This is a genomic window from Serratia sp. YWN4 (assembly GCF_055790845.1).
Window position 1 is genome coordinate 2,151,271 of sequence record NZ_CM147696.1, and the last position, 13,777, is coordinate 2,165,047.

Below are 13,777 nucleotides of genomic sequence, written 5' to 3' on the forward strand. Positions count from 1 at the left end.
TTCAGAGGGCATAGCAATGTCTAATCATTTTTCGCAAGTGACGTCAGAGAAAGCAACCCGTTCGATAGATGCCTATTTTAACATTACCGCGCGGGGCAGCAGTATACGGCAGGAGGTGCTGGCAGGGCTGACTACCTTTCTGGCGATGGTGTATTCGGTGATCGTGGTGCCCGGCATGTTGGGCAAGGCCGGTTTCCCGCCTGCGGCGGTGTTTGTGGCCACCTGCCTGGTGGCCGGTGTCGGCTCATTGGTGATGGGGCTGTGGGCCAATCTGCCAATGGCCATCGGTTGCGCCATTTCTTTGACGGCATTTACCGCTTTCAGCCTGGTGCTGGGCCAGCATATCAGCGTTCCGGTAGCGTTGGGGGCGATCTTCCTGATGGGGCTGCTGTTTACCGCCATTTCGGTAACCGGCGTGCGCTCGTGGATTTTGCGTAACCTGCCGATGGGCATTGCTCATGGCACCGGGATTGGCATCGGCCTGTTCCTGCTGCTGATTGCCGCCAACGGTGTCGGCATGGTGATCAAGAACCCGCTGGAGGGTTTGCCGGTGGCGCTGGGGTCATTTGCTTCTTTCCCGGTGATGATGTCGCTGCTTGGGCTGGCGGTGATCCTTGGTTTGGAGAAGCTGCGCGTGCCGGGTGGGATTTTATTGGTGATCGTCGGCATTTCCATCGTTGGCCTGCTGTTTGATCCGCATGTGAAATATCAGGGGCTATTTGCGCTGCCGAGCCTGAGCGGGCCGGATGGTCAATCGCTGATTTTCAGCCTGGATATCAAAGGGGCGCTGAACCCGCTGGTGTTGCCAAGCGTGTTGGCGTTGGTGATGACGGCGGTGTTTGATGCCACCGGCACCATCCGCGCGGTGGCCGGGCAGGCCAATCTGCTGGACGAGGATGGGCAGATCATCAACGGCGGCCGGGCGTTAACTGCCGACTCGATGAGCAGCATGTTCTCTGCGCTGGTCGGTGCCTCTCCGGCGGCGGTTTACATTGAATCCGCGGCGGGAACGGCGGCCGGGGGTAAAACCGGCGTCACCGCGGCGGTGGTAGGGGTGCTGTTTCTGCTGATGCTATTTCTGTCACCGTTATCCTATCTGGTACCCGGTTATGCTACTGCGCCAGCGCTGATGTACGTTGGCCTGCTGATGCTGAGCAACGTTACCAAGCTGGATTTCAACGACTTTGTGGATGCGATGTCTGGCCTGGTGTGTGCGGTGTTTATCGTGCTGACCTGTAATATCGTCACCGGCATTATGTTGGGCTTCAGCACGCTGGTGATTGGCCGGGTCTGCTCGAACGAGTGGCGTAAGCTGAATATCGGTACGGTGATTATTGCGGCGGCACTGGTGGCGTTCTATGCCGGGGGCTGGGCGATTTAACCACTGAAGCCAGCAATTTTCTCTCTTTTTGCTAAAACAGGGTCTCTTGATCGGTTTTTTGATCAAGAGACTTTGCGAGCCAGTACCAGAATCTTGGTGGTCATAATAGGAACATATAACAGCCTGTCGTAAATTCAGGGCATGTTAAGTCCAGGATGACCGACATGAAAAAAACCACCACCCCCTCTCTGCATGATGCGGTATTCAAACAGTTCCTTACCCACCCAGACACTGCCCGCGACTTTCTGGAGTTGCATTTACCGCCCGCGCTGCGGCGGTTTTGTGATCTCAACACATTAAAGCTGGAGTCCGGCAGCTTTATCGAAAGCGATCTTCGCGCCTATTACTCTGACGTTCTCTATTCACTGAAAGCAGGAGAAGGGAACGGCTACGTCTATGCCCTGATCGAGCATCAAAGCTCCCCCGACAGGCATATGGCATTCCGTTTGCTGCGTTATGCCATTGCGGCGATGCAGCGCCATCTTACGGCTGGTCACGACCAACTGCCGCTGGTGATCCCGATCCTGTTTTATCATGGGCGGGTCACGCCTTATCCTTATTCCATGAGTTGGCTCGAGGCATTCAGTGAGCCTGAGTTGGCCAGGCAGCTTTATGCTGGCCATTTTCCACTGGTTGACGTTACCGTCATTCCAGATGATGAGATCATGCAACACCGCCGCATGGCCATTTTGGAACTGTTACAAAAGCATGTGCGCCAACGGGACTTGGCCGACCTGCTGGAACAACTGGTCACATTGTTGTTGGCCGGATACACTACTAATGATCAACTGGCATCGTTGATGAACTATGTGCTGCAAGTGGGTGACACGGCCATACCGGAAGCCTTTATCCGTGAATTGGCAAGTCGAGCGCCCCAGCATGAGGAGGTATTAATGACCATTGCACAAAAACTTGAACAACAAGGTATTGAGAAAGGACGACAGGAAGGTCGCCTGGAGGGCCGACAGGAAGGGGAACGTGAAGCCACCTTGAAAATCGCCCGTTCCATGCTGGCTAGCGGTCTTGAGCGCGCGATGGTGATGGAACTGACCGGCCTTTCCGCAGAAGATCTGGCAAAAATCCACCATTAACCGTAATGGCAGCGTCAGCGGTATGAAACCGAGCAGACGCTGCCGATAAGTTTAGTCACCCATGATCAGCCAATAAATTAGCTCGGTGCTTCCTCATCCAACAATTGTGCCTGCTGTACCGCTTTCACGATCGCGGTGTAACCGGTACAGCGGCATAAATTCCCGGCCAAGCCACGGCGAATCTCCTGCTCGGTAAGGCGTTTGCCGCGAAAGCGTTCCACCATCGAGGTACTGGTCATCACCAGCCCCGGCGTACAAAAACCACATTGCACTGCCCCTGTATTCACATATGCCTGCTGCACGGCGGATAGCTGGTCGTTTTTTACCTCGCCTTCAGTGGTGCGGATGGTTTTGCCATTGGCCCAAACCGCCAGATAAATGCAGGTGTCGGTGGCGATATCATCGATCAACACCGTGCAGGCTCCGCACTCACCAACGCTGCATCCTTGCTTGACGCTGTTAAGCCCCTGTTGGCGCAGTAACTCCATCAACGACAGGCGGGGATCCACCGTGAACTGATACCGGCGGCCATTGATCGTGCAGTTGATCAGCATAATAACTCTCCTTCGGCGCGCTGAGCCGCTTGGGCCAGAACGCGTTCTGCCAGCGTACGGATGATTTGCAGGCGGAACTCTTTGCTGGCACGCCAGGACGAGCGCGGCAGCACGTCGTGCATCACCGCCTCACGCACGGCGGCGAGGGTTTGCGCATTAACCGGGCGGCCAATTGCGGCGGCTTCGGCATTGGGTGCGCGGATCGGCGTCGGGGCCGCAACGCCAAAGGCGATTTTCACCGCGCTGAAGTGACCATTTTCGACTTTGCAGGCGGCGGCACAGCCGATGGTGGCGATATCCATCGCGTCGCGCATGGCGTATTTGTAGTAGCTGGCACCATAGTGTTGGTAATGCAGCGGCCGGAACAGAAACGCTACCAGCACTTCACTGTGCTCCAGCGCCACCTTGCCGGGGCCGGTATGGAACCCGAGAATCGGCGTGCGGCGCAACCCTGCAACGGTAGCGATCTCCAATTCGGCCTCCATCACCACGCAAGGTGAGGCCGAGTCCGCGCTGGTAGCTCCGTTGCAGATATTGCCGCCCAGCGTAGCGCGGTTGCGCACCTGCGGCCCGGCGATGGTAGCGGCGGCTTCGGCCAGCACAGGGACGTAGCGCTGTACCAATGGGGAGTCGATAATCTGGCTGAAGGTGGTGCCGCTACCGATGCGCAGCGTGCCATCGGGCAGCAGGCTGATGCTGTTCAAGTCTGCCAAATCATGAATATCCACCAGGTGGCGATATTTGTCGTTCATATGGTGCAACTGGATTAACACATCGGTACCGCCAGCAATCAGCTTGGCCTGGGGATTGGCCGCTAATTGCCGCATGGCATCGCCTATGCTGGTCGCCCGATAATAGTGCGCGATATCGTACATGCTGTTCTCCTGTTACTCGATCAGGCCCGCTTGCGCGAAATGTCGGTACAGCGTTTTTGGCGTCAGTGGTAGCTCATCTATCTTCACGCCGGTTGCCAGCCAAATGGCATTACGGATCGCCGGGGCCGGTGAGATCAGCGGCGGTTCACCCAAGGCTTTGTGCCCGTAGGCGGATTGCGGTTCATAGGTTTCAACAAACGCGCAGTCCAGATCGGGCAGATCGAGAATGGTCGGGAACTTGTAATCCAGCAGATTAGGGTTACGCACGATGCCGCTTTTCTCGTCAATAATCATCTCTTCGAACAGCGTCCAGCCAATCCCCATGCCCATGCCGCCATGCACCTGGCCCTCGGCCAGCAACGGGTTAAGGATCTGGCCGGAGTCATGCAGATTGATAATCTTGTTGATAGTGACTTTGCACAGCGGGATATCGACGGTGAGATCGACAAAGGTGCAGCCAAAAGCCGGTGGGTTGCTGCGGGTCTTGCAGGAAACTTCGGCCATCAGTTGCCCGCCGATCTCCTGATCGTAATGGGCGCTCATGGAAACCTGCTGCACTGAGAACAGCACCTTATCCGGCTGGGTTTTAAACACCACTTCGCCATTAATAACATCTAGCGCCCACTCGGGCTGGCCGCACATAGTGGCCGCATGCTGGATGATTTTGGCACGCAGTTCGCTAGCGGCTTGGCGAATGGCCGGGGCGGTAACGTAACTTTGCCGCGAAGCGAAGGCACCGGGATCGTAGGCGGTAATATCGGTGTCTTGCGTGGAAATAACGTAAATAGACGAGAAGGGCACACCGATGGTTTCTGCCGCCATTTGGGCAAATACGGTATCCGAACCTTGGCCAATTTCCGTGGCGCCAATTTGCAGGTTGATGGTGCCATCCTGATTCATCAGCAGGCGGGCGCTGGCGATCTCCACACCCACTGGATAAGTGTTGGAAGCATAACTCAGGCAAGCCACGCCAACGCCGCGGCGGATCGGGCCACTTTGATTCAGGCAGGCGGCGCGCCGTGTATCCCATTCAAATAGCTCGCGGCCTTTTTGCAGACACTCAAGAATACCGACGCTGTGGATTGGTTTATGATTCAACGGATTAGTATCCCCCTGACGTGCAACGTTTTTCATCCGCAAATCGAGAGGATCCATGCCTAACTGGGCGGCGGCTTCGTCGATCATGCACTCTAGGGCAAAGGTCACCTGCGGCGCGCCGTAGCCGCGCATTGCCCCGGCGTTAGGCAGGTTGGAGTAATAGGTGGTGGCTTGGTAACCGAGGGCGATACGCGGGTATAAATAAGCGATTTTATTGGCCCCGGCGGCGGCGATCGAATGGCCATGGGAGGCATAAGCGCCGGTGTTGGACAGCACGTCCAGGCTATAGGCTTGCAGGATGCCGTCACTGGTCACGCCCAGCTTGCCGCTGACGGCAAACGAATGCCGGGTGCGGGAGGCTAAAAAGCACTCCTCGCGGCTCAGTTCGACTTTGACCGGTATGCCGCCGAGTTTCCAGGTCAGAAACGCACACATCGGCTCTTCCAGCACATCCTGCTTATTGCCAAAGCCGCCGCCGATATAGGGTTTAATCACCCGGATCGCTGACCACGGCAGGTTCAGCGCCTGGCCGACCACGCGGCGCACAATATGGGGGATCTGGGTGCTGGAGACGATCACTATCCGGTTCATCTGATCCATATAGGCATAGGCGATCACCCCTTCCAGATGGCAATGCTGTACCACCTGCGTTTGGTAATGGCCTTCAACCAATACCTCTGCCGCAGCCAATACCGCATCAGGATCACCCCCTTTTAGCGCGTGCTGTTTCAGTAAGTTGCTGGTGCCACCGTGCAGCAATGGAGCGTCGGCTGCCAGCGCGGTGGCGGCGGTGGTCATCACCGGCAGTTCCTGATAGTCAACTTCGACCAGCAGGGCGGCTTTTTCTGCCGTCAGCGGATCATTGGCAACCACGATCGCCACGCCATCACCGTGATGGCGCACATGGCCGGTCAGCAGTTGCTTATCTGCCACGTCGCGCTTATTGGCATCCAGCGACCAGGCATGGCCTGCGGTCGGGAAACACTGCTGCGGCACATCCTGATAGGTGAAAATGGCCTCTACCCCCGGCAATTGCAGGGCTTTCTGGGTATCGATGCGCGTGACCAAACCGTGTGCGATTGGGCTGCGGACATACTTGGCATAGCGCATGCCGGGCAGGCTGAGATCGTCAGTGTAGCGCGCTCGGCCGGTGACTTTGGCTTCTGCATCAACCCGTTTAAGCGACACTCCTAAAGCCATCTTGCCCCCCTGTTGATAGAAAAAGCCGCTGGTAGGAGTAACAGCAACTTGCAGGCCATAATCGGCTGATTCGCCGGGATAAGGTGAATTTCGTGAGTTGATACCGGTTTTCGGCAGAATCAGTGCGGTTCTGATGGGCGAAAGGAAGGGGGGATGAGGCGATAATTTATCAATCTGATAACGGGATTATCAGGTTGATAACCGCGTCAACTCACTGGTTAGGCGGTAACTGTGACGGCAGATCGATGTCCTGCATGATACCGGGTTGATCAAGAGGCAGCAGATAAACCGATTCGCGGCTGAGGAGTTCACGAGCACCGCGATCGCCGCGTAATGCGCACAATGCGTGGCGCCAGGCGGCAGAAAAACCCACCGGATGGCCCGGTTGCTGTTGGCAGACAGGGCGCACGATACTGTGCTGCTGCAACGCGCTCGCCACTTGCAGAAATACCGCTGGCGTGACGAAGGGCATGTCCGCCAGATGGATCAGCCAGCCGTGCCAATCTGAGGTTGCGGCAACGCCCGCAGCGATAGATTCCCCCAGCCCACCGCTCGCCAGCAGCGTGACCGGCACCTGATGTGCGGCACAGGCGCGTTGTACCGGCAGGTTTTCTGGCCGGGTCACCACCTGCACCGGCAGGCCGGACGCCAGCGCCTGTTGCAGCGTCAGTTCAAACACCGTGCCGTCATGCAGGGCAGCGTTGAGTTTATTCCCTGTGCCACCGGCCTGGGTGAAGCGTTCACCTCGCCCGGCGGCGGCGATCACAATGCCCGTTGTCATGTTATTGATCCGCTGATACGCAAGTTCTGATTGTTACAAAGATGCCAGCGATCGTATACCCAAAACACTCTTACCGTGCATGCATCTGCGGCAGTTGACTGGCATCGTCGTTCACCTCGACGACCAGGGTAAACTCACCGCGCCGTATCTGAATGCGCAGGCCGTTGCCATCCCGCTTCACCTGCATGTCGGTTATCGGCTGTTTATTATCAAAATCCCACACGCAAATAAATTCTGCCCGTGGCTGATGGCTGCGCAGTGTCAGATAGCTTAAATCGGCCACCGCCGGGTTGGCAGGGGCAGAACCTTGCCACAGCATCGCGTCGCCATGCAGCCACAGCGCCTGCCCTTCGCGTGAAACCGCAAAGTGGCGTGGCTGGCTGTTGATCAGCGGCGTCACCCGCGCGTCGTGCATCACCGCCAGCGGCCCATGCTGGCTGAAGTTGGCTGGGTTACCGGTGGCGTCCAGCGCTTTACCCGGCAGATGCAGCGTCCAGTCCAACTGTTGCTGATGCGGGTTTTCTATGCTGCTGATGTCGATCAACGCTCCTTCCAGCCATAGCAGGCGGCGGCGAAAATGGACATCGCGATAGGCTTGGCTATCCCATTCCACTCTGGTATGGCTGTCCAGCACCGGCGGGGCTTTTCGCCAGTCCACTTGCGCATCCAGCCAGCAAAACGCCTCGGCTTCATGATAGTGGAGCACCTGCGGCACCGCCGGAGGTTGATTGGTTTGATTCACCGTCAGCGTGTTATGGGTGGCGCTGTTTTTGTAGTAGGCATAGTGCATCCGTGCGCCGTAGCCGGTGGTGCCGAGATCGGGCAAGATCTCTTTACCCTGGTTGAACAAAATCAGGCTCAGCCGATCGTAATGGTCATGCTCGCCGCCGTAGGGCGTGTGCTTCACCAACAGCGCTCGGCGCTTGGCTGGGTTACGCCAGATGGTGATCCCGCAACTCGGCGCGTGCAGGTGCTGCTGCGGGATCACCTCTAACGGTTGTGCGGGCAGATCGGTGCCATACAGCAATGCATCGATATTGGCACGTGGTGTGTCACGGTATATCGCCTGTAGCGCCGCCGCGTAAGCGTCATCCCGGTAGCAAGACCAGGCAAACTCGTAGACATCGCTGTGATCGAGCTTTTCCTGACCATAGATACAATCGTTAATGCGCGGGAAGTTGCCGTCCGGCATCAGCAGTTGCAGCGGGAAGCTGAGCATTTTGCGGTAGAAAGGGGCATCCAGCAGGCTCCAGCGGCTGCCCTTTGCCAGCTTTTCAAACGCCAGAAAGCCCTGTAGCGCATAGAAGTGATAATGGATCGAACCTTCAAACCATAACCCTTCGTCGAATAGCCCATGTTCAAGCTGATAGCGCAGGCCATAGGGTTGATTAACGGCAAACTCCAGCAACGCTTCATCCTGCAAAATAAACCCCAGCACGCCAATGGCGCTGCCGATCTTCACTTCATGGTTATGCAACTGCGGCGAGCGGTGGGCCATCAGGAATTCCGCCCCGCAGCGCAGCAGGCGGTTTGTGATGTCGTCGCGCTGTTGCGGCGTTAGCGCTTCGGCGATGTAATCAAAACCCAGCGCAAAATCGAGCAGGCAGTTGGCTTCGCACAGGGTTTGCGCATTCATTTTGCCCGGCCCGTTGTAAGGAATATTGCCGTGGATTTGATAATCGGGATAGTACGTTGCGTAGGTGCTTAGAATTGCCGTGACTTTATCCAGATATTGCGCTTCGCCGGTCAGTTGCCACAGCAACCCCAACTGGTGACAGGCTTTGGCATTCAGGCCGTTCATCTCGCGCCACCAGGCACCGTCATAGGGTTCACCGCTAAACAGCCGCCCATCCACCGGGCAGCGATGGCGGGTGGCGCAATCGCGCTCCCACACTAGCCGCACGCCGTGATCCGGGCAAAAATAGTACAGATTCCAGGTGGCCACGGCGGTTTCCGGTACTTGAACCGGGCTATTGAGCACCACGGCGTTTTGCGCTTTCACGTGCTCAATCACCTGCGGCTGCTGGGCTGCTCGCTTCCTTAAGAGAATAAGTTGTTGCGTGGTGAACTGCTTCATCGCTGTTAATCCCTATTCCCAAGCATCAGTGTTTTAATGGGGTGATAAGCGTCGTGATATCATCAGGATAAGTCGCCATCAGCCATTGGGCCTTTTCGCTGAACTGTTTGTCATCGGGCCAGGCGCGGGCGGCGCTCACCATATTGACCAAGGCTTTTTTGCTATCCATTTTGTCGATGTCTTTCCACGGCCATGGCGCCTCGCTGTTAACGAATCCGGCAATGTAGCCGTAGCCTTTACGCAGGCTGTGATCATCGAGGGCGAAATTCCACACGTCGACGCCAGCCACTTCGCCCAAGCGCCCCAGCTTGTTGTAGGCCTCCAGATGGAAGTTGCTGTAATGCCACGGGCGGGTGCGCTCAAGTTCCGCCATCTGGCGGCCTTCGATATCAAAATGAGAGGCAATACGCCGCAGTTGGGTAATTTGCAGGCGTTTTTTCGCTTCGGGAAGATTGCCGCTGAACAGGGCAAATGACGCGGCTTGCAGATCGAAATAGGTGCCGTGGTTGTTATGCCAGTTGTCCTCTTCGAAACCGTTCTGGCTGGTGGTCATCCACTGGTAGAAATCGCCGTACCACTGTTTGATTTTCTGGTAATCGTCCTCGCTGAGCACCTTGGCCGGGCGCAGCAGTTCAACCGCGTCGATCACTTCTACCAGTGTTCGGCTGTCGATCAACCCGATACCGCGCCCGTCGTTAATCCCAGGGATCGCCTGGGCATATTGCAGATTCGGGTTCATGCGGGTTTGCGGGTTGATAAACCAGTTGACGAGCTGGTCGCGTGCCTTTTCGGCGTAGGCCGGCTTTTGGCTGAACTGCCAGGCGAGCGCCAGCGTCCAGACGTCATCACTCATGCTGTTCAGGCGTTTTTTATCGGTGGCATTGCTGTTGGCCGCAGGGTTGGTTTCACCGTCTTTGCGCACATAAGGCAGCCCGTCTTTCTTGCTCGGATCCGGCCACCAATAGGGGGGAAAGCTGTAGTAGTCATGTTTATCGCCGCTGGCGGCGGTCAGGCTCTTGTCCATGACCGAATACAGTGGCTTGCCGATGGCCTTATCTGCCTTGGCGATGAGTGCGTTATAGGCGCCGATAAACGCCGGATTTTGCGCTGCCAGTTGCTGCTGGCTGTACTGCAAATCATCGAGTTTGACGATCAACGGATGTGCATCTGCGGCGTATGAGGCCGTAACTTGCAGTGCAGCGGCGACGGCCAGTGCCAGCCAAGACCCGCGGGGCAATAAAGCCATTGTTATCGGTCGCATAATTTTCTCCATTCATCAGAAAGTAGGGTTATTAATTTTCGGGCGATAAATATCCGCTAACCGCGAGGTTAGAAAATATTACTTAATGCTTTTTGATGTTATTTATTCCCGAAGGAAATGAAAGTGAAATAATGTTTCATGGTGATGATGGCGCAGTGTAAGAGACCGGGTGATTTTTTTTGTGATGTACTTCAAATTTAACGCTGGGATTAAAAATAGCCCTAAAAAATGAGTCATTAATCACGTTAAACAAGTTTTATCAACATTATTTTATTTTTTAACATAAAATTAATGTTTTATAATACATTGATTTTTAATTAATAATTAATTATGTCACTTTTTTAGTCACTTCTTGATGTGATCAATAGCAAGTTTTTCAATTTTGAAACACGATTTCTATTTTGTGGCATTGTGTTTAAAAATGGCATTCGATTTAATGGCTCGGTACTGCTTTAAAATATAAATTTATTGGGTTCACTCCATTTTCGTGATAATCAAACCTCTTACAAAAGGATGTGAATAAAAATGTCTGCGACAAAAATTAAATCCTTATTACTGCTATCCGTACTCGGCTTGGGCGCTGCTCAGGTTTATGCCGAAGAAACGCTCAATATCTGGATCCGGGCCAGCAACGATTCAAAAAACATCTACAAGAAAGAAGCAGAAACCTTTGAGAAAAAAACCGGCATAAAAATTGAGTACTTCAACGCCACCACCGACTTTGAACAGCGCTTGGCGCGAGCTGCGGCGGGGAATGCCTTGCCGGATCTGATTTTTAACGATGCGGTAGCGATTGGGCAGTTTATCCAACTTGGCATCGCCGATGAGATCGATCCGAAAAGCATTGCCGGGCACGACAATATTTATCCGCTCGCTTGGCAAAGCACCCGTTATACCGACGGCAAATACTACGGAGTACCGACCTCCGCTCAGACCTTTGCGCTGTTTGTGCGCAAAGACTGGCGCGAGAAGCTGGGGATACCGCAGCCCAAAACCTGGGAAGATGTGGCAAAACTGGCAAAAGCCTTCACCACGCAAGATCCCGATGGCAACGGTAAAGCCGATACCTACGGCTTTATTCTGCCTGCTTCCACCACCCGCGGTTATGCCAGTTGGTTTATGAGCGCGTTTCTCTGGCAGGCCGGTGGCGATTTCATTCGTGAATCAACGCCGGGCAAGTTTAAAGCTGCGCTGGATGAACCGGCGGCTGCCGAAACATTGCAGTTTATGCGCGGCATGCTGTGCGACAAAGTGGTGCAGCCGGGGGCGATTAACGCCACCACGGCGGACGTGATCCCCTCTTTCCGTTCCAGCCAGAGCGGTATGTTCTTCAGCGGGCCTTATCATATTGCGCTGTTTGATAAAGATCCGGGCAAAGACACCTTCGAAGTGGTCACCTTGCAGGGGCCAAAAAGCCAAGCCACGTTGGCAGAAGGTACCACGGTATTCCTGATGAAGAGCAGCCAGAAGAAGGAGGCGGCCCGCAAGTTCATTGAATTTATGATCTCCCAGGAAGGGCAAGAGATCGGCATGGGTAAAGGCAGCAGCAATATCCCGGTGGTGCGTTTGCCGGTGAACAAGTTGGTGGACACTCAGGCGGTTTACAACGATCCGCGCTGGGCCACCTTCGCCACGCTGTATGCTGAACAGGGCCGCTATGTGCCACAGGTGCCTAACTGGACGCCGATCCGCCAGATTACCGCCGAGGGCTTCAACCGCATTCTGGCGGACTGCAACGGTGATATCGCCGCTGAGTTGCTAGCCACCAACGGCAAAGTCAACGCCGAGCTGGAAAAGCAGAGCGTGCTGGCGAAGTAATGCCCTAAACGGCGCCCAGAGGGGTAATGCCGATCAGTTAAGCAGAAAAGTGCATCATCATTATTCGGCACCATGCTAACAGTGACGCCCCCTCTCCCTGTGGGCTGTCTCTTGATCAGATCTCCTGATCAAGAGACTTCGCGAGATTATACCCTTCAACGATATCCTGAAGCTTGAACCAGCCTTCCCACATCACTACCCAGCCCGCACGGCCCGTTCGTTTGCTGTCATACCAGTGCCCCAGTTTTGCCAGATTCAGATACGCCCATTTCAGCGTCGGCGCTTGCTTCGGTAACGCTTTTCCTTCCTGTTTTACCCACAGCAGTTTCCATTCTATTGGGCTTAAGACGCGTTCACAGGACGCATTCAACGTCTCTTCGCTCAGCCCGCCCTGACGCAACGCCAACACCCGAACCGCAATAAAGGCAAGAATGACCACCATACGTTCCAGATTGGCCCGGCTTTGCATGCGAGACGCCTCAACCTGCGTCCCACCACTTTTCCACGCTTTGTGATATTCCTCTATTAACCAGCGACGTTCGTAGTAGCTGATGATGACGCGCGCTTCTGCTGCCGAGCCCACTTTTTCTGAGGTTAACAGATGCCAGCAGGCTCCTTCCGGCTCTTCTTCACGGCAGCAGATATACGTCAACGGTACGGAGGCTCCGGGCTGGTTTGGACGTTTTATTTCAACAGGACAGTAACTGACGAACATCTGTGCCTGACGGGCTGCGCGCCCTCCTTTTTGAACGACATTCAGCCAATGGCTGCCTGTTTGTGTGAGTGTGGCAGGCAACTCGAAGAGTTTATCACTGCTGTCTTCAAGCCGGCGATTTTGTGCCGCCCGGACGACGAAGCGCTGGCCCTGGCTGATTTTATAGTCGAGGTAATGCCAGATATCGGCTTCCCGGTCACAGACCGAGATAACTTGCTGTTGCGTATCGCCGAGCCGCTGCGCCATGAGTTCAGACGCCTGCTGCCATTTGTAACTTTCTTTTTCTTCGTAAGCGTGTTGTTTTCGCTGGTGTTTCTTACCGTATTCAGCGATGTCACGACTCCAGCGCTGCTGGTCGATAAGGCCCACCACTTGTGCCGTTTTGGGTGAGTAAAGCAAGACAGAATGCGCCAGTAGCCCCCGTATTTTAGGGCTGGTCGTTGTATTGCCGAGTTCGTCAAAAGCCGTGGGATGACTGAAGTTGATGGAAGTCGTGTCCTCTAATGCAAGGAGAAGTGGGTGCTCTTTGGCGGCGCTTGCCGTTGCGATGAAACCCGCATCAGCGACGGCTTCCGGCGAGACATTGGGGTTACGCATGAGGCGGTATGCGCCTTCGACTTCGGCAGGGGAATGTGATGATTTCACAATAGAAAGTCCTGTGTGTTGAGCCAGTGAAGCAGTGAGTTTCACCAGGCGATGAGTCCTGCGTTTGTCGCCGAGTTGAGCAAGACCGAAAGTGTCTTGAGCCCATGAATCACAATCAGAAAGCACCATACTAAAAACCGAAGGAAGGGAGAATATCAAAACAGATCAACAGACAGGAAAAAAGTTCAAAAACCCCCGACGAGTATGTCGGGGAGTTGTGTATAAGAGACAGCCCTGTGGGAGAGGGCCGGGGTGAGGGGCTTTAGCTCAGCGATACCCCC

Annotated in this window: 10 protein-coding genes; 3 read left to right on the plus strand and 7 right to left on the minus strand. The window is 55.1% G+C overall.

What is annotated here, in order from left to right; genetic code table 11:
• Positions 1-16 precede the first annotated feature (16 nt).
• Positions 17-1,381 (plus strand): NCS2 family permease, encoded by a 1,365-nt coding sequence (locus tag ACX9GT_RS10120; protein ID WP_473190945.1) that lies wholly within the window; start codon positions 17-19, stop codon positions 1,379-1,381.
• 164 nt (positions 1,382-1,545) lie between these two features.
• Complete coding sequence (locus ACX9GT_RS10125) at positions 1,546-2,472, plus strand: Rpn family recombination-promoting nuclease/putative transposase (RefSeq protein WP_473190946.1); 927 nt, start codon at positions 1,546-1,548, stop codon at positions 2,470-2,472.
• A gap of 77 nt (positions 2,473-2,549) precedes the next feature.
• On the opposite strand, the gene xdhC is transcribed toward ACX9GT_RS10125, so the two are convergent.
• The 6 genes from xdhC to ACX9GT_RS10155 form a co-directional block, all read right to left on the minus strand.
• The gene (gene xdhC / locus ACX9GT_RS10130) at positions 2,550-3,026 is read right to left on the minus strand and encodes a xanthine dehydrogenase iron sulfur-binding subunit XdhC (RefSeq protein WP_473190947.1); all 477 of its coding nucleotides are present in this window, start codon (positions 3,024-3,026) and stop codon (positions 2,550-2,552) included.
• Positions 3,020-3,901, minus strand: a complete 882-nt coding sequence (xdhB, locus tag ACX9GT_RS10135; RefSeq protein WP_473190948.1) for a xanthine dehydrogenase FAD-binding subunit XdhB — start codon at positions 3,899-3,901, stop codon at positions 3,020-3,022. Before xdhB ends, xdhC begins: the two co-directional genes overlap by 7 nt.
• Positions 3,902-3,913: 12 nt before the next feature.
• A complete protein-coding gene (gene xdhA, locus ACX9GT_RS10140) occupies positions 3,914-6,199 on the minus strand; it encodes a xanthine dehydrogenase molybdenum-binding subunit XdhA (protein WP_473190949.1) in 2,286 nt (761 codons plus the stop codon).
• A 211-nt stretch (positions 6,200-6,410) separates the two neighbouring features.
• Positions 6,411-6,980: a nucleotidyltransferase family protein gene (locus ACX9GT_RS10145; protein ID WP_473190950.1), complete on the minus strand. Its 570-nt coding sequence runs from the start codon at positions 6,978-6,980 to the stop codon at positions 6,411-6,413.
• Between the two features lie 70 nt (positions 6,981-7,050).
• Entirely contained in the window at positions 7,051-9,057 is a 2,007-nt protein-coding gene (locus ACX9GT_RS10150) for a heparinase II/III domain-containing protein (RefSeq protein WP_473190951.1), read from the minus strand.
• Positions 9,058-9,082: 25 nt separating this feature from the next.
• A complete protein-coding gene (locus ACX9GT_RS10155; protein ID WP_473191556.1) occupies positions 9,083-10,303 on the minus strand; it encodes an alginate lyase family protein in 1,221 nt (406 codons plus the stop codon).
• Positions 10,304-10,843: 540 nt separating this feature from the next.
• Between ACX9GT_RS10155 and ACX9GT_RS10160 the strand changes: the two genes are divergently transcribed.
• Positions 10,844-12,136, plus strand: a complete 1,293-nt coding sequence (locus tag ACX9GT_RS10160) for an ABC transporter substrate-binding protein (protein WP_473190952.1) — start codon at positions 10,844-10,846, stop codon at positions 12,134-12,136.
• Between the two features lie 115 nt (positions 12,137-12,251).
• On the opposite strand, the gene ACX9GT_RS10165 is transcribed toward ACX9GT_RS10160, so the two are convergent.
• Positions 12,252-13,625, minus strand: coding sequence for an IS4 family transposase (locus tag ACX9GT_RS10165; protein WP_473189862.1), 1,374 nt, complete (start codon positions 13,623-13,625; stop codon positions 12,252-12,254).
• Between the last annotated feature and the right edge of the window lie 152 nt (positions 13,626-13,777).

Bases quoted from the DNA above. Each gene is read 5' to 3' on its own strand.
- ACX9GT_RS10120 (WP_473190945.1), top strand. From the start codon at position 17: ATGTCTAATCATTTTTCGCAAGTGACGTCAGAGAAAGCAACCCGTTCG.
- ACX9GT_RS10125 (WP_473190946.1), top strand. From the start codon at position 1,546: ATGAAAAAAACCACCACCCCCTCTCTGCATGATGCGGTATTCAAACAG.
- xdhC (WP_473190947.1), bottom strand. From the start codon at position 3,026: ATGCTGATCAACTGCACGATCAATGGCCGCCGGTATCAGTTCACGGTG.
- xdhB (WP_473190948.1), bottom strand. From the start codon at position 3,901: ATGTACGATATCGCGCACTATTATCGGGCGACCAGCATAGGCGATGCC.
- xdhA (WP_473190949.1), bottom strand. From the start codon at position 6,199: ATGGCTTTAGGAGTGTCGCTTAAACGGGTTGATGCAGAAGCCAAAGTC.
- ACX9GT_RS10145 (WP_473190950.1), bottom strand. From the start codon at position 6,980: ATGACAACGGGCATTGTGATCGCCGCCGCCGGGCGAGGTGAACGCTTC.
- ACX9GT_RS10150 (WP_473190951.1), bottom strand. From the start codon at position 9,057: ATGAAGCAGTTCACCACGCAACAACTTATTCTCTTAAGGAAGCGAGCA.
- ACX9GT_RS10155 (WP_473191556.1), bottom strand. From the start codon at position 10,303: ATGGCTTTATTGCCCCGCGGGTCTTGGCTGGCACTGGCCGTCGCCGCT.
- ACX9GT_RS10160 (WP_473190952.1), top strand. From the start codon at position 10,844: ATGTCTGCGACAAAAATTAAATCCTTATTACTGCTATCCGTACTCGGC.
- ACX9GT_RS10165 (WP_473189862.1), bottom strand. From the start codon at position 13,625: ATGGTGCTTTCTGATTGTGATTCATGGGCTCAAGACACTTTCGGTCTT.